Below are 20,415 nucleotides of genomic sequence, written 5' to 3'. Positions count from 1 at the left end.
TACATGTAAAGGAGAAATGATGGTTTTACGGGCGGTTTTAATTCTATTTATTTTGCTCAATTCTGCGTATGCACAGATGTTTCAAAGCGTTCCCGAAGCGAATGCCACGCTCATTCAATCAGGCAAGGAGAAGTACGCGTGTCCCAACTGCGGGATGCACTTAGTGAAGTTTTACAAAACGAGTCATACGCATGAGAACCATCAGTATTGCTCCATTCACTGCCTTTATGAATCAACACAGGGCGTGATTCCACAGGATGCCAAAGTGGTGGATACGATCACGTTAGAGCTCATTGATGTGAAAAAAGCCTATTATGTTGTGGGAAGTAAAGTGCGAGGAACGATGTCACGCACGAGCAGTTACGCGTTTGGCAATGAAAAAGATGCGCTTCTTTTTGTCTCGGATAACGGTGGTAAAATCATGAATTTTGAAGCGGCGTTTGCCGTAGCGGCGGAAGATTTTCCTAACGATTTTGGAAAAAAAGCCACGCTTTCAACGGTAGTTCCTGTAGCAAAAATAGAGGTTCCTAAAGATGCAAAATGCCCCATTTGTGGCATGTTTGTCGCCAAATACCCGCAATGGGTCGCGCTGTACGATGGAGAAAAAAAGTTCTATTTTGATGGTGTCAAAGACATGATGAAGTACGCATATGCCAGAAAATTAAGCAGCGATAAACTCTATGTCAGTGATTATTACAAGCTCTTAAAACTAGAAGCTTCCAAAGCGTTTTATGTCATTGGCTCTAACGTGTATGGACCGATGGGCAGTGAACTCATCCCGTTTGCGACGCAAGAAGAAGCACAAAATTTTGCACGCGACCATAATGGTCAAAAAGTCATCGCTTTTGATGAAATCACCGAAGCGTTGGTCAAAAGTCTATGAAATTTTTAGCCATGCTTGCCGCCTCATTTTCGATGATTTACCTTGTATTAGTGGTGCATGCATTTAGTTTTCCTACTCAAAAAAAAGCCGAAGAGCTCACCGCACTCTCTTTACATGTAAAAGATGCCAAACCCTCTTTGAGCTTCCCAACACACGAATACAAAAGGTTTGTGTATGTTCCGTAAAAACTTTGTCGAGTATGCGATTTTACTGCTCTTTAAAGATCGAAATGACCATCTTTTTAGCTTTTTGATCTTCTCGTTTATCGTCTTTATCTTAAGCTCGGTGCTTTTTATCTCGGACTCGTTGCAGTACGATTTGATCCAAAGCATCAACGCTCAGCCTTCCATTGTCGTCGAGAACACAAGGGCAGGGCGCGCGTATCAGATGCACGAGGGGCATGTGTATGACGCTTCTCAAATTACAGGCGTGAGCAGTGTCGAAGGCGTGGTGGATGGTTACCATTATTTCGCGCAAAAGCGTCTGTGGTTTCACATCATCGGCGATGCAAGTTTGGCAAAAGATGAGATGATCATAGGTCAGGGTGTTCAAAAAGCGATGGCAGAGCTTTACTACGAAGATGAGTTTCACTTCCTCACCGAAGAGCGCCTCATTAAAGTTAAAATCAACAAAATCGCCCCTAAGGGAACGAACATCCTCTCCAACGATGCGATCTTTCTCAATCCCAACACGGCACGCGCAGTGCTCGGCATGGAGATGGATGAGTACTCAAAGCTCTATGTGAGCGTTCCAAACCCCAATGAAGTGGGCAATGTTGCGCTTAAAATTGTCGAGATTTACCCCAGTGCCAAAGCAACCACGCAAGAAGATGCTATGAGCGCGGTGCGCCATCTGTACTACTACAAAGGGGGCATTTTCATGATTTTGTACGTGATTGCGCTGGTTTCGTTTTTCATTCTGCTTAAAAACCAGATCAGTTTGGTGTATGGCGAAAAGAAAAAAGAGATCGCAATTTTGCGAAGTCTTGGCTTTTGCATCAAAGACATCATCGCGCTTAAATTCATTCAAAACACGGTGGTTTCCGTGAGTGCGTATCTTTTAGGTGTGGCGTTGGCTTACGTTTATGTGTTTGTCTTCAACGCGCCTTATCTGCGCAATATTTTCTTAGGCAATGAACTTGAAAACAGCATCTCCCTCACCCCTGTGGTAGATCTCAATCTGCTCTTTTTGATCTTCCTCTTTGGCGTCATTCCGTTCTTAGCCTTTGTCATTTTACCCGCATGGAAAATCGCGATCAGCGACATGAGCGAGGCGGTAAAATCATGAGTAACATTATCATTCAAAATCTCAATAAGCTTTACAACCCCAATAAACCCAATGCCTTTTACGCGCTTAAAAATATCAATCTTAGCATTGAAGATGGGCAAATCGTGATCTTAAAAGGGGTGAGTGGCAGTGGCAAAAGTACACTGCTCTCTCTTATAGGAGGACTGAGTAAACCAAGCTCTGGCGAGATTTTGGTTGATGCGCAAAACATCGCCAAACTGCCTGACATCATGAGTTCTGCTTTTCGTCACACGGAGATAGGCTTCATCTTTCAGTCGTTCAATCTTTTGGAAGGCTTAAATGTCTATCAGAACATTTTAGCGCCCTTGTCTTTGACATCGCTTGGCAAAGAGGTGATGCACGAAAAAGTAAGTCTGGCGATGGAACTTGCCAACATCGAGCATAAGAAAGATCAAAAGGTGGGCAGTTTAAGCGGTGGCGAGAGACAACGTTGCGCGATCGCACGAGCCGTGGTAATGGAGCCTGAGATCATCTTAGCCGATGAGCCAACCGCCAATTTGGACAAAGAGAATTCGTTAATCTTCATTGAAATTTTGAAAAAATTCAAGCTACTTCATAAAACAGTCGTCATTGCCACGCACGATACGCTGTTTGATGATCTTTCGTGCATCGATCGATGCGTACATATGCGCGATGGTGAGCTTTTGCAATGAGTATCTTTCTCTCCAATGAGATCATCGTTTTTTTACTCATTGAGCTGATCCTCATTGTTTTGATGGCGATTTCACAGGTGAACATCGTAAGCATTGTGCGCCATTGGGATTTTGACGCGACGACACCGTTGCAATATGCGCTGGAGAAAAAGAACTATCTGGTCAATACGATTCTCTATTTTACGCTTACATGTAAAGTGATTTTGTTCCTCTTTTTTATCCAATCGCTCAATTCCTTAGCGGGCATCGTCCCAGGCGCCATGTGCTCCGCAGGCGTTGTGGGCGCGAATCATTATGGCAACGCGCTTCTTCTTTTAAAATTACTGCTGATTTTTGGATTTGGACTCTGGCTGATTGTCAATAAACTCGATCTTGCTTCCATCATCTTCCCCTATTTGAAACGCAAATACCTTCTTTTTACCTTGCTCTTTGTCGGTGTTTTAGGTGAATTTGTACTAGAAATTCTCTACTTTTCTAACATTCCTTTAACCGTTCCCGTCTTTTGTTGCAGCGTTGTTTTTCAAGCGCCCAAGCTTCCTTTTGGTTACACGCAAACGCTTTTGGTGCTCTTTTTTTACACGCTCTTTGGGGTCATTGTACTTTTCAACACGCTCAAACAGACGATGGCAAGCTTTACATGTAATCTTCTGTTTTTATTCATCGCCTACTATGCCATCACCTATTTTTTCGGACTTTACGTCTACGAAATGCCCAACCACAAATGCCCGTACTGCATGCTTCAAAAGGAGTATTATTACATCGGGTATCTCATTTGGGGTTCACTTTTTTTAGGCATTTTCTTTGGTATTATGCCTTTTTTGATCGAGCGAATCACGCAAAAATCGTACGTTTATCTGCTCAAATACTCTTCCATCTGCCTTGCCATCACCGCACTGATCTGTAGCATTTACGTGGTGCGCTACTACCTCATGACAGGGGTTTTTCTATGATGAAATCCTCCTTTGCCACGGTGCTTCTTTTAAGTGTGCTTGCCTTGCTTATTGTCACCATGGACATCAGCGAAAGCCGTGTGTTGGTACGTCATGGCAATACGCAAAAAGAGCCATTGGAGATTGTTTTAGATCAGTACATCTGCATCGAGAGCCGCGTGCCCATCGTAGAGTTGTTTAACTCTGCTCAAGCCATTTTACCAAACGGAGACACCTACTTTTTTAATGATGTCGGCAATGTGCTCTTATGGTTAGGGCGTCAAAAAGAACCAGAAAAGATCGTCGTGTGGGTTTACGCGCAAGATACCGAGCGCTATGTTTTAGCCAAAGACGCATGGTACTCGCGCGTCGAAATCACCCCAATGGGGTATGGCTTTGGAGCGTACGAGTTTCGCCTTTATGGAACCTCTGACTACTACTTCAACGAAGTACAGCTCTTTGCACTGCGTGGCGAAACCTTGTTGCATCCGATGGTCAATGCGCTTTTAATGAGCAATAAACTCTAAGTAACTTTTTACATGTAAAAAGTCTTGCATCGTAAAAAGCTTAATGCTCAAATATGGCTATTTTTAAGCAGTTCAAACAAACGCTTATTGATAAAATAGACTTCTCTTCCTTTTTTCTCACTCGCCAATATGCCTATTTCTTCCAACGCTTTGAGGTAGTTTGCAGCAGTTTTGCGTGTGATGCCAAGCTCTTCGACTAAAAAGTTGATTTTGGTGTAGGGGTGTTTGAAAAGCAACTCCAACAACGCTTTAGAGTAGAGTTTTGGCAAGGCTTTTAAAATAATCTCTTTGCTCTCTTGCATCGTTGCATTGATAGCATTGATAAGCACGATGCTCTTTTGTGCTGTTTGTTCAACGCCCTCAAGCATATAAAGCACCCATTCTTGCCATGCGCCCTCGCTACTCACGGCTCTTAAAAGACGGTAATACTCCGACTTGTTTTTGATGATGTAAGAGCTAAGATACAAAATGGGTATTTCTAAAAGCCCACTGAGCATCAGGAAAAGGATATTGACGATGCGCCCCGTTCTGCCGTTGCCATCGTAAAAAGGGTGAATGGCTTCAAATTGATAATGCACAATCGCCATTTTGATGAGCGCATCAAGGTCATCAAGCTTGGGCGCGTTGATGTACTGCTCCAAATTATCCATCAAAGCTTGGATGGTTTGTGGATGTTGCGGTGGCATAAAAACGACTTCGCCGCTCTGTTCATTTTTGAGTACCGTTCCGCTTTGGGAACGCATACCCGCATCATTGCCCTCTAGCACTTTTTGAATCTCGATGATATGCTTTTTGAGCAATAAACGATGCTCCCCAATCAATGAAAACCCAGTATAAAGCGCCTCACGGTAGCGTTGTACCTCTTTGGCTTGTTGGGAGATAGCGGCACTGCTCACACTCGCACGGTACAATTCATCGTGCGTTGTGATGATATTTTCAATCTCCGAAGAGTCTTTGGCTTCTTGCAAAGAGAGGGCATTGATCAAGATGTGCTGATTGGGGATGGAGTTCGCCACGCCTTTGAGTTCGGCTAAGGCACGATTGGCACTGATGACTTTTTTAAGAATTTCTTTTGTCTCTAAGTCGATGGAAAGCGGAAGCGGTGCGGGAATGTACTCATCAGCCATGAAACCCCTTTGATATGCGTCATTTTTGTAGCAAATTACCCATGTATTATAAATATGAGTAATTTTTTCATTATTTTACCCAAGTATTTTGGAAATGAGTCATTTTTTTGATTTTTTACACAAATATCGGTTGCAAAAGTGCTTTTAAAACTGCTGGGTTTGTTCGAGTTGATACCTTACATGTAAGCATTTTTCATGGTCAAGAGTTAACAAGATGAGTGATCTAATGAAGTAAAATGTATTGTGAGTGTGTGGAAGACTTGAAGGTGTGCTATGAGTCAGTCTAACGTGATAAAGTGTCTCTATCGTCCTCGTACGCACTTACTTTTGAACAGAGGGAAGGGCTACGGGGGGACTTTTGCTTTCGTAAGACGTAGATATGACCTTTCAGAGATTTTTAGTATTTTTGTCAGAATTTTACAGCCTTCCTTCTCTCCTATATATAAAGTACTTTCAAATGATATCCTAGTTACGGATTAGCATTGGTATAGTATCTTCAAGGTTTTTGAGCATTAGTATTGATTTATTGACTAGCATCTTGTAACTAATAAAATCATCGGGTGTTAATATTGAATTTGTAATAAGAGAAGAAGACCCATGTATTGCCTCAACAAGAAGATGTTTCATTTTAAGTAGTAAGATTAGTTCCTCTTCGATTAACAACTTACCATATTCAGTGCTTAATAAATGCTCTATTACTTCCAGTAGTATTGACTGTGTTTGATTTGGGAAAAAGAACTTATTCATATCGTTTGCATTATAAGATGGAAAATCTTGAGAACTGATAGCTTCTAACTTGTTTTCTAAACTTTGTTTTGTATTAATAACAATACTAAGTAAGTGTCTTACATGAGCATTAAAAAACTTCTTCAACCTTTCTAGTTCTTTCTTATCATTTGCTCTTTTATCACTTTCTTTCTCTATTATATTAACAAGGACAGCATACCCAGCTATTAAAGACGCTAGAAGTACTGCATAATAAGGATTAAATAAGCTAAAATCCATACCTTTTTGATACCACTCATACATTGACATGATAAACAAGCCTGTACTTATATACAAAAAACAAGCAAAAATGATTTGAAAAGAAATACCACCTATAATATTAATCAATTCTCTTATTTTTGACATTAAACACCTTTTATATGCAAAATAATAAATGTGAGATTTTAGCATAAATCAAATATATGAAATACTATTGAGAAAGCCTTGTAACTTTAATTCAATGATAGAATCCTCCTAGTTAGAGCCATAAGTTACTCCTTTAGTAAGTTAGTTATTAGTCTGTTTTATAAGACACACTAATAATTATTCTTCTTTAAGTATTCTTTGATTATCTATAGAGATTTTTGTGGGCTCATTCCCGAGGAACCCTTTAAGTGTGGCTCTAATGACTGTAAATCTTTAAGAATCAGGCACTTAAAGTAGTATATTTTTGATGATTTGAAAGTTGGCGAGAGGGTGTAAGAATCGAACTTACCAAGAGACAGTCAACTGCCCCTCCAATCGGCTTTGAAGGCCGTGGTGCACACCAGAGTCACATACCCCCCGCAAAAGGAGAAATATTTTAACCAAGTCAACGTAAAAAAGAGCTTTATGGAGGGTCTATTGGTGCAGCTTCTCTCTGTATCGAACCGCACGCGTGTCTGAAAAGCACGAGTGGAGATGGTTTTGGTGATTTTTGATAAACGGTTACGCTTCGTGTGGCTGTTTTAGTTTATATGTAAAGAGTGAGATGCGATCAAAAAAGAATGACCCGCCTAATCTTTCATCCGTTCTTCAAGCTTTTTTGCCCAAAAAGAGATAGGGTAGGTGAGCATGAGGTACCCAATGCCAAGGGGTATGTAACTCTCTAAGGTCGAGTAAGTGTAGGCATTGACCTCTTGGGCATTCATCGTAAACTCACTGATTGAGATGATGGAAAGCAAGGATGAGTCTTTGATGATGGAGGCAAATTGACCCGTCAGCGGAGGGATAATTCTTTTATAAGCTTGGGGAAAGATGATATAGCGATAGGTTTGAAATGGGGTGAAGCCCAGTGATTGTGCGGATTCGTACTGACTTTTGTGGATGCTTCGTAAGCCAGCTCTGATAATCTCACTCACGTATGCCCCTGAAAACAGAGCAAGAATCACCGTTCCCACGATGTAGCGATTGTTAAAGCCAAGGTTGTTGGCAAAGACATAAAAAAATATCAAGATTTGCACCAAAAGAGGCGTTCCTCTAATGAGCTCGATATAAAACCGCGAAAAAAACCGCAAAAGAATCACCTTGGAATTTTGCCCATAAGCAAAAAGAACCCCGATGATAAGGCTTAAGATCAAGGCAAAAAAGGAGATAACGATCGTCATGAAAAAGCCATCGATAAACTTCTGTTTGTACGCGTAGATCGTATCCCAGTGAAACTCATACGAGATAGCCGTAAACATGCTATAAACGATGGTGGTGATGATACACGTAAGAAGTAAAAAGTTAAAAATATAAACGCTTTTTTTGGTTTTTACACTCTCTTTTTGGTCAATGATTTGTATGAAAAAATCGTTTACATGTAAAATGGTTTTTCCTTAAAAGAAAAATGCAATACCAAGCTTATCAAACGTAGCTCTGGCTTCTGCAAGGTACTTTTTAGACAATGCGTCAAACGTGCCGTCGCTTTTAGCCTGTTTGATAAACGCATTGACGTGCTCTCGTAGTTCATCATTGCCTTTTTTGATAGCCATGCCCCAGTATTCAGGCTTTTCTTGAAACGGCTTCAACAGTGCAACGGTTGTGCTTCTATGATTTGTCCAGTTTTTATAGATGGTGAGTTGGTCATACAAAAAGCCATCTGCCTTGCCCTGTATCACTTCTAGCACGGCGGCATTTTCTTTATCGAAGACTAAAAGCTCAGCATTTTTAAGGTACTGGTTTGCATAAAGATGCCCCGTTGTCCCTTTTTTCACAGCAATCTTTTTGCCTTTTTGATTTAACGCTTCTATGTCTTGAATGTTACTGGTTTTATTCGCCAAAATTGCCAAGTTTGATTGTGCGTAGGGTATCGAAAAATCGATCGTTTTTTGGCGCTCATCTGTAATCGTCATCGACGAGATAACGAGGTCGATTTTCCCAGTTTTCAAAGAGGGGATCAGCCCATCCCACGCAATATTTTCGATTTGCACTTCGCGCCCTAGGTATTTTCCAAGAGCCATTGCCACGTCCACACTCACACCTGTGGGCGTTCCATTTTTATCACTCATTTCAAAAGGAGGGTATTGTAACTCCATACCAACGATGAGTGGTTTTTCGGCTGAATTTACAAGCGTTGTAAAAAGACTAAGCCCAATGAAAATGTTGATAAGTTGCTTGAACATCCGCTTTCCTTTTTGAAGAGATTTCTTTATTGTATTCAGAGTTTTCTTAGGGATTGGTTAGGAAGTCAAAGCAAAAAAATGTCAGGGTACACGTTTGACTTTTTACATGTAAAGATCTTAGGGTACGCATAGTCCCAATTCTCAGAACCTTGTATTTTTAAAAACAGAAAAGGAGAAATGTTCTAACCACGATATGCTTTATTTGGATCAATAAAAATGCAAAAAAAAGAGCTTTATAGAGAATAAAGTTTGCTTCATTTATAATGAAGTCAATTTAAGAAAAGGGGGAAAATCATAGATGTTTCGCATACTTATACTCCTATTTTTTCCTCTTTTGATGTGGGCGGCGCAGGCAAATCAAGGTGAAAATATTTGGGTCAAAGTAGGGCAGATTTACGGCATTGAGCCGCGCCTTTTGTACTCTATCGCCAAGGTTGAGAGTGATCTTGACCGCTATGTGGTGGCGTTTAGCGCCGATAGGATGACGCCAGAGCAAGCGCAAAGACTGAGTGCGTTTTTAAAGCAAAAAGGGATTGAGAGCAAGCAACACACGAAGGTCATTGCGATCAGGAGCAAAAACAAGTATGAAGCCAGCCATGTGGTGCATTTTCTCTACACCAACAACTATCCGCGTTTTGACATGGGCATCATGCAGATCAACTCGATTCATAAGCCACTTCTTGATAAAGCCAATATTTCGTTGTACGACCTTTTCGAGCCAAAGATCAACATTCAAGTCGGAGCCTACATCTTAGCGACCTGTTTTGCGAGACACAAAAACAACAAAGATGCCATCAACGCGTACAATGGCAAGATCAATGACAATCCTTACTCTGCAAAAGTCTTCAAAGAGTTTCAAAAACTCTACAGTTCGTACCAAAAAGATAAAACTAAGCTCTATTACCGCGATCCATCATAGTTCGCCCAAGCGGTAGCCTACCTCTTTGATCATCTCTATGGCACCTTCAGGGAGTTTTTTACGCAAACGCTTAATGAGTGCGCGCATATTTAAAACACTCGTCTCTTCGCCCTCCCAGACATACTCTTCAAGTTCACTAAAAGTGATCACGCGGTGACGATCTTTGATAAAAAGGTCTAAAAACATCCCCTCTTTTTTGGCGAGTTTGATCTCTTCCATGTTCGGATCAAACAAGCGATGGTTGGCATAGTCATACGTGTAGCCGATCCACAAAGAAATCGTCGATGTTGGCTTATGACAGAGTTTTTTCACTTTTTGGACGAGTTCATAGATGAAAAAAGGCTTTTTGAGGTAGTCATCACAGCCGATCTCGTACGACGCTTGGATCTTTTCCAGATCATGGTTAGAGCTGATGATGATGGCAGGAATCTCTTTATGGTAGATGCGAATCGTCTCTAAAATAGAGAGTCCATCGATGGATGGGACGTTGATGTCTAAAATAAAGCAGTGATACCCACGGTTGAGTGCGTCCAGTGCTTTTTCGCCGTCCATAAACAGATCGACCGTGTATCCCTCTTTGGTGAGGACACTTTTGATGACATTGGCAAGGCGTTCGTTGTCTTCTAAAACCAAAATTTTCATGATATATTTCCTAGTGTAATCGAAAAGCAAGCGCCCTCTAAGGTGTTGCTTACGCGTATTTTTCCGCCCATTTTATCTTCGATGATGAGCTTTGACATGTAAAGACCGATCCCATGACCACTCTCTTTGGTGGTGTAGTAGGCATCAAAAATATTGGGGAGTTTATCGATGGGGATGCCTCCGCCGTTATCTTTGATGTCGATAATGACTTTTTTGGAATGATTGTAAATGCGAATGGAGATGATCCCTCGCTTGATCTGTTTGTTCTCGCGCGTCTCTTTGATCTGATCTTTGGCGTTGTTGACGATGTTGAGCAGGGTTTGCATAAACTCATTTTTATAGCCGCTGACCATTACGTTTGTGGCATGGCTTACATCGATGCTGACGTCAATGTAGTTGTATTTGATGTTATGACTGATGATTTTCATCATCGTCTCAATCGCCTCATTGACATCAAAAACCGTTCGTTGCGTGGAAGGCATAATGAATTTTTGAAAGTCGTTGATCGTGTCGGTCATGTAGCGCACTTGCACCATGATGGCGTTCACATACTCATTACTCTGTTCATCGCCTTGGTCGGCGGAGCTGTAAACATGCTCTTGTGCGATGGTTGCGATCTCGACCAAAGGATTTTTCCACTGATGCGCGATGGAAGAGAAGATTTCGCCAATTTCGGCGAGCTTGGACTGTTGGATGATGAACTGCTGGTGTTTATTTTTTTGCAGCTCAATCGCCTTCAGTTCCTTTTCGCTGCGAATACGCATGTAGATGTTATGAATAATCCCCAAAACCAAAAAGAGTAAAAAAGGTGAGATCAAAAAGACGGCATCGACGAATTTTCGGTGCTTGTCAAAAAACGTTAGCGGCGCATTCACAAGCTCAAACGCTTTAACACTGGCGTTGGGATAGAGCCCAAACTGTTGGATTTTTTGCACATCAAATTGGTAGTGGTACTCAATGAGTGTCTTTACATGTAAAGGTTGAAGTTTTTTATCGAGCACATCGATGACCATCTCACCCGTGATTCGTCCCACGCTTTTGACAGGAACCAGTTTACCGCCAAACGCACCTTTTTCGATGAAAAGTGTGTCAGTGATAAAAACGGGCAAAGCGCTTTTGTTGATCATGGAAGCGATTTGACTGTTTTTATACAGATTGCCGTATTTGTCGTTGTAAAAGCGGATGAAAAAGACCGCTTCTTCTTTGTTCGGTTTGGAAAAGCGCTCTTCAAGCTCTTCAAGTGTGGAAGAGCGGATATACTCGATCTCAAATTCACTGTTGTGCTCACTCATCGCTTGGCGTATAAAAGGTTCACTGTCATCGCCATTGGCACTCGCATCGTTGATGATGTAGAGTTTTTTAAGGCTGGGCATCATTTTAGCAATCATCGGGATTGTCTCAGGAATGGCACGTCTTTCTAAAATGCCATAAACTCGATCTTCCAGCCCCTCTTTTTGAATATCTTCGATCTCAAATTGTTCCAACCCTGTAAACAAAACAGGCTCCGTTGTGAAGAGTTCATGGTAGTATTTGACAATAAAATCATACGCGAATTTATCAACCGCAACGATAAGGTCATACTGATGGTTTCTGAGTTGAAGTTTGTAGAGTTCGCGCAGTTTCGCGTAGTACTCCTCAGAGCTAATACGCTTAGAATCCATGTATAAAATGTTTGTGGTGATTTCAGGATGGTTGTAAAAAACCTCTTCCATTCCAACAAGCACATCATCGCTCCATTGAAAGCCTCGGTGATACGAGTTGATAATGAGGATTTTTTTGTCATGGGCAAAGAGAGAGGGGGTATAAAAAAAGCTAAAAACCATTAAAAACAACACGAATTTTTTCATTGAAATGGTCTCTTTTTTACATCTATTATAGCATACATGTAAAGGGTTCTCCATCTCCCCGCCAAGAGAGATGGAGTGTTTTTCTAATACTCTAAAAACATCTTTTGAAGTGCTTTTTTATCGCTGGTTTTGGTGAGACCCAACATTAAAAGAACACGTGCTTTTTGAGGATTGAGGGTTGTGGTTGTGATGAAGCCGTATTTGGCATCGTCTACTTCGCCTTCAAGCGTGGTACTACCACTGCCGACACGACTACTACGAGCGACAACAACACCTTTTTTAACTGCGTCCGCAAGAGCATCTTGGGTAAGGGGGAAAGGATTACCATTGCCCATACCGGCATGAACGATCGCTTTTGCACCTGCGCTAACGGCTGCTTTGACCATGACATCGGTGTCATTAGGATGAGCGTAAACGATGTCCACGCGTGGTAAATCTTCGAGTTTGCTCACATCAAATTCAGACGCAACGGTGTGTTTACGGGTTGGTTGCATGTAGTACTCAACATTGCCATAATACACTGTACCGATTTTACCGCTGTTTGGAGAAGCAAATGCGTTAACAGAACTGGTATTGACTTTCGTGACTTCACGTGCACTGTGAATTTCATCGTTCATGACAACGACAACACCTTTGCCAGTAGTCTCTTTGTTGATTGCAACATTAACTGCATTGAAAAGGTTCATCGGACCATCTGCACTCATAGAGGTAGAAGAGCGCATAGCGGCTACAAAAACGACGGGTTTTTTACTTTTGACGGTAAGGTCTAGAAAATACGAAGTCTCTTCAACGGTGTCTGTTCCATGGGTGATAACGACACCATCGATGTCAGGTTGCGCTAGAAGTTCATTGACACGTTTGGCGAGTTTGAGCCACACTTGGTTATTCATCTCTTGAGAGCCAATGCTAGAGATTTGCTCGCCTTTGATGGTTGCCATGTCATTGATAGCAGGAACCGCAGCAAGTAATTTATCGACCGTGACAGCGCCCGCTGAGTAAGAGCTCTTAAGCTCAGATGTACCAGAACCTGCGATGGTTCCGCCCGTTGCTAAAATGGCAATGGTTGGTTTTGCCATGAGTGAAGAGACACCAATGAGTGTCACCATGAGTGAAGTGCGTAAAAAATTCATTCTTATACTCCTTTGAAAAGTTGGTTTACATGTAAAAAGGATCGGCTCCCAAAAGAGCCGATAAGAAGGCTACTTTATATTATTCTGCCTCGAAGAGGCAAGCTTCAGCGCCAAGCGGCTAGCGTAGGCTTTGGAGCTTTGCCCCAAAGCCGTGTCAAAAGAGTCCTTGCGGACTCTTTTATAAGATCATACCGCCGATGACGAAGGCAAAAGCAACCGAGAGTGCAATCGCCACAACACCAGGAACAATGAAAGGATGGTTGAAGACAAATTTACCAATGCGTGTTGAGCCCGTATCGTCCATCTCCACCGCTGCAATCAGTGTTGGGTAGGTTGGAAGAACAAACAGTGCACTCACCGCTGCAAACGAAGCTACGATGGTAAGGGGTGAAACACCTAGTAATAATGCACTTGGAATCAGCGCCTTCGCTGTTGCCGCTTGAGAGTAGAGCAGGGTACTTGCAAAGAAAAGAACGACTGCTAGCATCCATGGATAGACGTTAAGAAGATCGCCTGCAAACGCTTTGATTTCGTTGATGTGATTTGCAACAAACGTATCACCAAGCCATGCGACACCCAGTACACAAATACATGCACTCATACCGGATTTAAACGTAGAAGAGTTCAACACTTGCGCCGTGTCAATGCGTGTAAAGGCAGAGATAAACGTAGCCGCCGCAAACATAAAGAGCATAATCGCCGCGTCACGACCCAGCACAGGGTTTTTAATCAAGCCCACTTTACCGCTGATCAGTGTTGCATAGGTGATAACACACAAAATCGCGACAAGGAAGATCACAACAGAGAGTTTTGCCCCTGGTTTGATCTCGATCTTGGTCGTACCTCTGGTTTTAACAAGACCTTTAGCGAGTCTGTCTTGGTAGACTTCATCATCTTTAAGATCTTTTCCCAAGAAGTTTGCCACAACGGCTGCACACATACATGCCAGAAACGAAGAAGGGATACAGACCGCTAAAAGCTCTAAGTACCCAATGCCTTGTTTCTCCAATGCGCCACTCACAAAAACAACGGCCGCTGAAATAGGAGATGCGGTGATCGCAATTTGAGACGCAACAACCGCGATGCTTAAAGGACGAGAAGGACGAATGCCTTGCTCTTTCGCCACTTCGGCAATAACCGGCAAGGTTGCAAACGCCGTATGCCCCGTTCCTGCAAAAAATGTCATCACATAGGTGACAACAGGTGCTAGAAACGTGATCTGTTTAGGATTTTTACGTAAAATCTTCTCCGCAATACTGACCATATAATCAAGTCCACCTGCCACTTGCATTGCGCCAATGGCTGCAATAACGGACATGATGATAAGGATTACATCAATAGGCATTGAACCTAGTTTAAGTCCCATTCCCAGCGTTAAAACCAAAACGCCTACGCCACCCGCATACCCGATACCAATACTACCTAGTCTTGCACCAAAAAAGATGGCGCCAAGAACAACGATGACTTCTAACCATAACATGGAAACTCCTTTTTTATTTTCATAACGCACCAAGAGCAAAGCTCTTGGTGCTACGCTAACCGCTGTGGTGCTAAAGCTAGCCGAACAAGTCGGCAGAAGTTTTAGCAATAGCGGTTTTTGTTATTACTTTTTGTCGTAGGTACGAGGCTTGATCATATTTTCGGGTTTGATGATGTCATCAAGCTCTGCTTTTGCTAAAAGACCACGCGCAAGAACGATGTCATAGACTGAACCGCCTGTCTCAAGCGCTTCTTTGGCAACCGAAGTTGAGTTTTCATACCCGATGAAAGGATTAAGCGCTGTCACAAGACCGATGCTGTTAAGGACCAAATTTTTGCAGTGCTCTTTGTTTGCTGTGATGCCATCAACGCAGGTGTAAGCCAATGCCTCAAATGCGTTTTTCATCATGTTTACAGAGTTGAAAAGGTTGAACGCGATAACAGGCTCAAAGACGTTAAGTTGTAGTTGACCACCTTCGCATGCCATAGTAACCGCAACGTCTGTACCGATAACTTGGAAACATACTTGGTTCACAACCTCAGGCATAACTGGGTTAACTTTACCTGGCATAATTGAACTACCTGGTTGCATTGCTGGAAGATTGATTTCGCCAAAACCTGTTCTTGGGCCTGAGCTTAATAAACGAAGGTCATTACAAATTTTTGACATTTTTGTTGCTACACGTTTAAGAACACCAGAGATTTGTACATAAGCACCTGTATCTTGTGTTGCTTCAACAAGATCACCTGCCGTTACAAAAGGGCGTCCTGTTACTTCTTGAAGTTTGCCTTCAACGGTTTTTGCATAATCAGGGTGAGCGTTAATTCCTGTACCAATCGCTGTGGCACCAAGGTTCATTTCACGCATCAATTGTTGCGCTTCAATCACACGTTGAATGTCTTCACCGATCATAACGGAATAGGTTCTGAATTCTTGTTCAAGTGTCATAGGAACGGCATCTTGAAGTTGGGTACGACCCATTTTGATGATGTCTTTAAACTCTAATGCTTTTTTAGCAAATGAATTTTTGATGATACTCATCGAAACGGTAAGTTCGCCAAGTTTTTCAAAAAGAGCTACACGAAGTGCGGTTGGGTACGCATCGTTGGTGGATTGAGACAAGTTGACGTCATTGTTTGGGTGAAGGTATTTGTAGTCACCTTTTTTGTGACCCATTTTTTCAAGTCCGATGTTTGCGATGACTTCGTTCGCATTCATGTTAGTGGAGGTACCTGCTCCGCCTTGGAACATGTCGACCACAAATTGGTCATGGTATTGACCGCCGATGATCTCATCGCACGCTTCACAAATCACATTTTTTTTGTTCTCTGCAAGAAGTCCTAGTTCAAAGTTGGCAAGAGCTGCCGCTTTTTTTACTTTAGCAAGGGAAGTGATGAAGGTTGGGAATTTTGCAAGTGTGATACCTGTAATGTGGAAGTTTTCCGCTGCGCGCGCTGTTTGCACGCCATAATAACATTCGTTCGATATTTCTTTATCGCCGATTAGATCGTGTTCTATTCTAGTTGACATTGTGTCTCCTTAAGATTTAAAGGTAGTGGAAGTTTAAACCTCCAAAGAGACTTGAAAATGACTTTTTGGAAAAGATTTTAAAAAAAGATTGAAAGAATGAAATTAATGTGTATATATAAAATTTAAGTGATACTGGCGGTTACATGTAAAGGAAAGAACAGGAGCCAAAGCCCCTGTTTAGTTAGAGTTTTTCGAACTTATTTTTCTCGGAAAGACCGAAATTGTGGGGTTGGATCATGTTTTCTGGCTTGATGATCTCATCCAACTCTTCTTTGGCGAGCAACCCTTTGGCTAAAACGATGTCATACACCGAACCGCCAGTTTCTAACGCCTCTTTGGCAACGATGGTGGAGTTTTCGTAGCCTAAGTAAGGATTGAGTGCCGTGACAAGACCGATGCTGTTGAGCACCAAATTTTTGCAGTGCTCTTTGTTTGCCGTGATGCCATCCACGCAGGTATACGCGAGTGCTTCAAAGGCGTTTTTCATCATATTGACCGAGTTGAAAAGATTGTAAGCGATGAGTGGCTCAAAAACATTGAGTTGCAGTTGTCCCGCTTCACACGCCATCGTCACGGCGATGTCAGTGCCGATGACTTGGAAACAGACTTGGTTCACGACTTCGGGAATAACAGGGTTGACTTTGCCAGGCATAATGGAGCTACCTGGTTGCATCGCAGGTAAATTGATCTCGCCAAAACCCGTCCTTGGGCCTGAACTTAAAAGACGAAGATCATTGCAGATTTTGGACATTTTAGTCGCGACGCGTTTCAAAACACCCGATATTTGCACGTAAGCGCCCGTATCTTGCGTCGCTTCGATCAAATCACCCGCGGTGATAAACGGACGCCCCGTCACCTCTTGCAGTTTATCTTCCACGGTTTTAGCATAATCAGGATGCGCGTTGATGCCCGTTCCAATCGCGGTAGCTCCCATATTGATCTCACGTACTAACTGTCTTGCTTCATGCACACGTTGGATGTCCTCGCCGATCATCACGGCGTAAGTTCGAAACTCTTGCTCTAACGTCATAGGAACCGCGTCTTGGAGTTGGGTTCGCCCCATCTTGATGACATCTTTGAACTCACTCGCTTTTTTAGCAAACGAGTTTTTAATGATTGCCATCGACTCGCCAAGCTCACCTAGTTTTTCATACAGTGCGACGCGAAGGGCGGTTGGGTAAGCATCATTGGTGGATTGCGAAAGGTTGACGTCGTTGTTGGGATGCAGGTAGATGTATTCGCCTTTTTGGTGCCCCAAAATCTCTAAACCAATGTTGGCGATCACTTCATTCGCGTTCATATTGGTCGAAGTTCCAGCCCCTCCTTGGATCATATCGACCACAAACTGGTCATGGAATTTACCCGCGATAATGGCTTCGCACGCCTGCACGATCGCATTTTTCTTGTTCTCTGCTAAAAGTTCTAACTCAAAATTGGCAAGCGCTGCCGCTTTTTTAACTTTGGCGATGGACTCAATGAAAGTAGGAAAGCTTCCCAGTGTCACCCCCGTGATGTGAAAGTTCTCCATAGCTCGCGCCGTTTGAACACCGTAATAACACGCATTAGAAATCTCTTTATCGCCGATAAGATCATGTTCGATTCGAGTACGCACGCTTTAGCTCCTTGCATTTTTAAGTCTCGTTGTGTGGGTACATTATAGCATTCAAGGGCTACAAAATCTTTACATGTAAAGATTACTTTTTAGGCTAATTTCCTTTAAAAGAGAGTGGTTAAATTTTATTCATTTTTGTGATTTTTTTATAGACATTTAATATTTCTTTAACGCGATATTAAGAAGTTTTAGAGTTAAATAATCGTTATACTTTTTTTTAATATCGATATAAGAGAGTTTATTTACAGTTTTATTTCCTTTTATAAGGGATTTTATTCATTTTATGAACGTGTAAAGTAGCAATATACGTTATATATTAATTTATACCATAAAACAATACCATTAAGGAGATAGGGTGAAAAATAACTGTTTGAAGGGGTTGAGCGTTGTACTTGTGACCGCTTTATGTGCTACAAGTGCTTTGTGCGAAGAGAGTGGAGAGAAAACCAGTGTAACGCTTGAAAGTGTTGTTGTCTCGACGCAACGTTTTCAGGAGTTAGAAGGTGGCATCGCCGATGGTTTTCTAACCAAAGATGTTGCGATGGGAGCTCTTGGTGATAAAAGAGCGTTTGATGTGCCGTATCAGGTCAATACCATTCCGAAAGAAATCATTAAAAATCAACGTTCTCAAGGGTTAGAAGATGTTATCAAATACATTCCTTCTGCCCAAATTGAGTGGCGCGGAGGTGCCGATGTGGGTCGCCCTCAAACCAGAGGTATGCGGGGTGACGTGGTTGCCAATAGTTATTGGGATGGTCTGCATGTTGTCTCTACGACCGCAACACCAATGGCGATGTTTGATAGCCTTCAAATTCAAAATGGATTGGCAGGCTCTCTTTACGGTGCTGCCAATCCTTCGGGTATTTATAATTTTGAACGAAAACGTCCAACCAAAGAGTATGAGAACTCTTTACTTTTAACATATGGTGAAAGTGGGCATGGCGAAGCTGAAATGGATGTGGGTGGTAGGTTTAATGACAAAATAGGCTACAGAGGCGTTTTTGTTGGAGGCGATGGCGAAGGGTATGTTGAGGGAAGTAATCTTAGACGACAACTCATCTCAACAGGGCTTGATTTTTACCTTACAGATAGGCTGACATTGGAGACGAATTTTAGTTACTATAAATACATAAAAGAAGGCTATACAGGACAGTTTAACATGCCTTATACTGCACTGGGTGTTGCTAGGTACACGCTTCCTGATGCGTATGACGCTGCTGATGAGAAGTATGCGCAAAAAAATGCGGGAAGAGAGCTTACCACAACAACCTACAGCGGGAAACTCAAATACGATATAGCCGATCATTGGTACGCAGAAGGCGGTTACCTCACACAAAGAGCCGATAGAGCACTGTATGGATTAACCAATACCTTTAATTCTAACAATGGAACTTATACCAGCTCAACGGTCAATCCTTCGACTGCTGCAGGGCGATTTGAGCTTGACAGTTACATGGGCTATATCAAAACAAAACAAGACTTTTTAGGTTTTGAAAATGACATTGCAATGGGTGGTAACGGCTATATTTGGGATATTTACAGTACAAATAATACCAATGGTAAGCGCTATGTCTCCTCTACAACCGATGTCAAAACTTTAACCTTGGGCGATACGATCAAACTCAATGACCAATGGCAGGTACTTCTTTCGACCAATAAAAGTTGGATTGGCACGGAAGCGTACAACACATCAGGTGCAACGACTTCGGATGTCTCTAAGAGTGGGTACAGCTATGCTGCTAGTGTAATTTATCAACCGATTGAAAATTTAAGCGTGTACATTACGTATGCAGACAGTATCCAACCAGGTGAATCTGGAACAGATATTAATGGTGTGACGCGAACACTTGATCCTTACCGAAGCAAGCAGTATGAAGTGGGTGCCAAACTTGCCCTTGAATATGTTGATCTTTCCACCGCACTTTTCCAAATTGAGCGACCGACTGCGTATACCGGCTATGATGGTGTGTTTGAAGAACAAGGTGAACAAACGAACAAGGGTATTGAATTTATGGCTTCAGGAAAGCTGACCAATTCAGTGGCTCTTTTTGGAGGCGTAACCTTTATGGATACCGAAATTAACGGTGCAAAAATAGCCAATATCAATAACAAACAAGCCCTTGGTATGCCAGAGTGGCAAGCGAATCTTTTGGTTGAATACACCATTCCAAGCTTTGAAGAACTCGTGCTAAGTAGCAATTTTCACTACACAGGCGAGCGAGCGATTGACCCTGCTAATACGCAATGGGCGGATGAGTATTTCACGATTGATTTAGGAGCTCGCTATGCCACTAAAAAACTTTTAGGCGATCGAACAATTTTTAGACTCTCTGTCAATAACATTACTGATGAAAAATATTGGGGAGGCATCTTTGCAAGTAATGGATTGGATGGTAATAGCGTTGCAGGTTCAACCAGCCTTTTCCTAGGTGAACCACGCAATATTACCGCTTCAGTTGAAGTTAGATTTTAAGGAAA

The 20,415-nt window shown here is 42.2% G+C and carries 18 protein-coding genes and 1 tRNA gene; 8 read left to right on the top strand and 11 right to left on the bottom strand.

Features of this window, described 5'->3' with window-relative positions; translation table 11 throughout:
* Positions 1-16 precede the first annotated feature (16 nt).
* From SHALO_RS13130 to SHALO_RS13105, 6 genes are read left to right on the top strand one after another with little or no spacing between them, the layout of a single operon-like run.
* Positions 17-883, top strand: a complete 867-nt coding sequence (locus tag SHALO_RS13130; RefSeq protein WP_238585249.1) for a nitrous oxide reductase accessory protein NosL — start codon at positions 17-19, stop codon at positions 881-883.
* Positions 880-1,068, top strand: coding sequence for a hypothetical protein (locus tag SHALO_RS13125; protein WP_069478915.1), 189 nt, complete (start codon positions 880-882; stop codon positions 1,066-1,068). Before SHALO_RS13130 ends, SHALO_RS13125 begins: the two co-directional genes overlap by 4 nt.
* Positions 1,058-2,170, top strand: coding sequence for an ABC transporter permease (locus SHALO_RS13120; protein ID WP_069478914.1), 1,113 nt, complete (start codon positions 1,058-1,060; stop codon positions 2,168-2,170). Before SHALO_RS13125 ends, SHALO_RS13120 begins: the two co-directional genes overlap by 11 nt.
* Positions 2,167-2,844 carry an ABC transporter ATP-binding protein gene (locus SHALO_RS13115; RefSeq protein ID WP_069478913.1) on the top strand — a complete coding sequence of 226 codons (678 nt, stop codon included), beginning with the start codon at positions 2,167-2,169 and terminating at the stop codon, positions 2,842-2,844. Before SHALO_RS13120 ends, SHALO_RS13115 begins: the two co-directional genes overlap by 4 nt.
* On the top strand, positions 2,841-3,794 hold the full coding sequence (locus SHALO_RS13110; RefSeq protein ID WP_069478912.1) for a hypothetical protein: 954 nt from the start codon (positions 2,841-2,843) through the stop codon (positions 3,792-3,794). The genes SHALO_RS13115 and SHALO_RS13110 overlap by 4 nt, the downstream gene beginning before the upstream one ends.
* The gene (locus SHALO_RS13105; protein WP_069478911.1) at positions 3,791-4,300 is read left to right on the top strand and encodes a hypothetical protein; all 510 of its coding nucleotides are present in this window, start codon (positions 3,791-3,793) and stop codon (positions 4,298-4,300) included. The genes SHALO_RS13110 and SHALO_RS13105 overlap by 4 nt, the downstream gene beginning before the upstream one ends.
* A 47-nt stretch (positions 4,301-4,347) precedes the next feature.
* On the opposite strand, the gene SHALO_RS13100 is transcribed toward SHALO_RS13105, so the two are convergent.
* From SHALO_RS13100 to SHALO_RS13085, 5 genes are all read right to left on the bottom strand, one after another.
* Positions 4,348-5,427 (bottom strand): Fic family protein, encoded by a 1,080-nt coding sequence (locus SHALO_RS13100; protein ID WP_069478910.1) that lies wholly within the window; start codon positions 5,425-5,427, stop codon positions 4,348-4,350.
* A 465-nt stretch (positions 5,428-5,892) separates the two neighbouring features.
* Entirely contained in the window at positions 5,893-6,558 is a 666-nt protein-coding gene (locus tag SHALO_RS13095) for a hypothetical protein (RefSeq protein ID WP_069478909.1), read from the bottom strand.
* Between the two features lie 320 nt (positions 6,559-6,878).
* Positions 6,879-6,977: transfer RNA gene (locus SHALO_RS15315), tRNA-Sec, on the bottom strand.
* A gap of 210 nt (positions 6,978-7,187) precedes the next feature.
* The gene (locus SHALO_RS13090; RefSeq protein ID WP_145923265.1) at positions 7,188-7,856 is read right to left on the bottom strand and encodes an amino acid ABC transporter permease; all 669 of its coding nucleotides are present in this window, start codon (positions 7,854-7,856) and stop codon (positions 7,188-7,190) included.
* A gap of 135 nt (positions 7,857-7,991) precedes the next feature.
* The gene (locus SHALO_RS13085; RefSeq protein WP_069478907.1) at positions 7,992-8,777 is read right to left on the bottom strand and encodes a transporter substrate-binding domain-containing protein; all 786 of its coding nucleotides are present in this window, start codon (positions 8,775-8,777) and stop codon (positions 7,992-7,994) included.
* A gap of 298 nt (positions 8,778-9,075) precedes the next feature.
* On the opposite strand from SHALO_RS13085, the gene SHALO_RS13080 reads away from it, so the two are divergent.
* Positions 9,076-9,696, top strand: a complete 621-nt coding sequence (locus SHALO_RS13080) for a lytic transglycosylase domain-containing protein (protein WP_069478906.1) — start codon at positions 9,076-9,078, stop codon at positions 9,694-9,696.
* Here the strand turns inward: SHALO_RS13080 and SHALO_RS13075 are convergent.
* The 6 genes from SHALO_RS13075 to aspA (SHALO_RS13050) form a co-directional block, all read right to left on the bottom strand.
* Positions 9,691-10,338 carry a response regulator transcription factor gene (locus SHALO_RS13075; protein WP_069478905.1) on the bottom strand — a complete coding sequence of 216 codons (648 nt, stop codon included), beginning with the start codon at positions 10,336-10,338 and terminating at the stop codon, positions 9,691-9,693. The two genes, SHALO_RS13080 and SHALO_RS13075, sit on opposite strands and share 6 nt — an antisense overlap.
* Positions 10,335-12,185, bottom strand: coding sequence for a sensor histidine kinase (locus SHALO_RS13070; protein WP_069478904.1), 1,851 nt, complete (start codon positions 12,183-12,185; stop codon positions 10,335-10,337). Before SHALO_RS13070 ends, SHALO_RS13075 begins: the two co-directional genes overlap by 4 nt.
* An 83-nt stretch (positions 12,186-12,268) precedes the next feature.
* On the bottom strand, positions 12,269-13,261 hold the full coding sequence (locus tag SHALO_RS13065; RefSeq protein WP_202968819.1) for a type II asparaginase: 993 nt from the start codon (positions 13,259-13,261) through the stop codon (positions 12,269-12,271).
* Positions 13,262-13,493: 232 nt separating this feature from the next.
* Positions 13,494-14,795 (bottom strand): anaerobic C4-dicarboxylate transporter, encoded by a 1,302-nt coding sequence (locus SHALO_RS13060; protein WP_069478902.1) that lies wholly within the window; start codon positions 14,793-14,795, stop codon positions 13,494-13,496.
* A gap of 123 nt (positions 14,796-14,918) precedes the next feature.
* Positions 14,919-16,325 (bottom strand): aspartate ammonia-lyase, encoded by a 1,407-nt coding sequence (aspA, locus tag SHALO_RS13055; RefSeq protein WP_069478901.1) that lies wholly within the window; start codon positions 16,323-16,325, stop codon positions 14,919-14,921.
* Positions 16,326-16,506: 181 nt separating this feature from the next.
* Positions 16,507-17,937 carry an aspartate ammonia-lyase gene (aspA, locus tag SHALO_RS13050; protein ID WP_069478900.1) on the bottom strand — a complete coding sequence of 477 codons (1,431 nt, stop codon included), beginning with the start codon at positions 17,935-17,937 and terminating at the stop codon, positions 16,507-16,509.
* A gap of 355 nt (positions 17,938-18,292) precedes the next feature.
* On the opposite strand from aspA (SHALO_RS13050), the gene SHALO_RS13045 reads away from it, so the two are divergent.
* Positions 18,293-20,410: a TonB-dependent siderophore receptor gene (locus SHALO_RS13045; RefSeq protein WP_084010947.1), complete on the top strand. Its 2,118-nt coding sequence runs from the start codon at positions 18,293-18,295 to the stop codon at positions 20,408-20,410.
* Positions 20,411-20,415: the final 5 nt, after the last annotated feature.

It is taken from the genome of Sulfurospirillum halorespirans DSM 13726 (assembly GCF_001723605.1).
Classification (GTDB): Bacteria; Campylobacterota; Campylobacteria; order Campylobacterales; family Sulfurospirillaceae; genus Sulfurospirillum; species Sulfurospirillum halorespirans.
This window is presented reverse-complemented; position numbering and strand designations above follow the sequence as displayed.

What these genes read in the sequence shown, in the direction of transcription:
- SHALO_RS13130 (WP_238585249.1), top strand. Translation starts at nt 17, where the DNA reads ATGATGGTTTTACGGGCGGTTTTAATTCTATTTATTTTGCTCAATTCT.
- SHALO_RS13125 (WP_069478915.1), top strand. Translation starts at nt 880, where the DNA reads ATGAAATTTTTAGCCATGCTTGCCGCCTCATTTTCGATGATTTACCTT.
- SHALO_RS13120 (WP_069478914.1), top strand. Translation starts at nt 1,058, where the DNA reads ATGTTCCGTAAAAACTTTGTCGAGTATGCGATTTTACTGCTCTTTAAA.
- SHALO_RS13115 (WP_069478913.1), top strand. Translation starts at nt 2,167, where the DNA reads ATGAGTAACATTATCATTCAAAATCTCAATAAGCTTTACAACCCCAAT.
- SHALO_RS13110 (WP_069478912.1), top strand. Translation starts at nt 2,841, where the DNA reads ATGAGTATCTTTCTCTCCAATGAGATCATCGTTTTTTTACTCATTGAG.
- SHALO_RS13105 (WP_069478911.1), top strand. Translation starts at nt 3,791, where the DNA reads ATGATGAAATCCTCCTTTGCCACGGTGCTTCTTTTAAGTGTGCTTGCC.
- SHALO_RS13100 (WP_069478910.1), bottom strand. Translation starts at nt 5,427, where the DNA reads ATGGCTGATGAGTACATTCCCGCACCGCTTCCGCTTTCCATCGACTTA.
- SHALO_RS13095 (WP_069478909.1), bottom strand. Translation starts at nt 6,558, where the DNA reads ATGTCAAAAATAAGAGAATTGATTAATATTATAGGTGGTATTTCTTTT.
- SHALO_RS13090 (WP_145923265.1), bottom strand. Translation starts at nt 7,856, where the DNA reads ATGTTTACGGCTATCTCGTATGAGTTTCACTGGGATACGATCTACGCG.
- SHALO_RS13085 (WP_069478907.1), bottom strand. Translation starts at nt 8,777, where the DNA reads ATGTTCAAGCAACTTATCAACATTTTCATTGGGCTTAGTCTTTTTACA.
- SHALO_RS13080 (WP_069478906.1), top strand. Translation starts at nt 9,076, where the DNA reads ATGTTTCGCATACTTATACTCCTATTTTTTCCTCTTTTGATGTGGGCG.
- SHALO_RS13075 (WP_069478905.1), bottom strand. Translation starts at nt 10,338, where the DNA reads ATGAAAATTTTGGTTTTAGAAGACAACGAACGCCTTGCCAATGTCATC.
- SHALO_RS13070 (WP_069478904.1), bottom strand. Translation starts at nt 12,185, where the DNA reads ATGAAAAAATTCGTGTTGTTTTTAATGGTTTTTAGCTTTTTTTATACC.
- SHALO_RS13065 (WP_202968819.1), bottom strand. Translation starts at nt 13,261, where the DNA reads ATGGCAAAACCAACCATTGCCATTTTAGCAACGGGCGGAACCATCGCA.
- SHALO_RS13060 (WP_069478902.1), bottom strand. Translation starts at nt 14,795, where the DNA reads ATGTTATGGTTAGAAGTCATCGTTGTTCTTGGCGCCATCTTTTTTGGT.
- aspA (WP_069478901.1), bottom strand. Translation starts at nt 16,325, where the DNA reads ATGTCAACTAGAATAGAACACGATCTAATCGGCGATAAAGAAATATCG.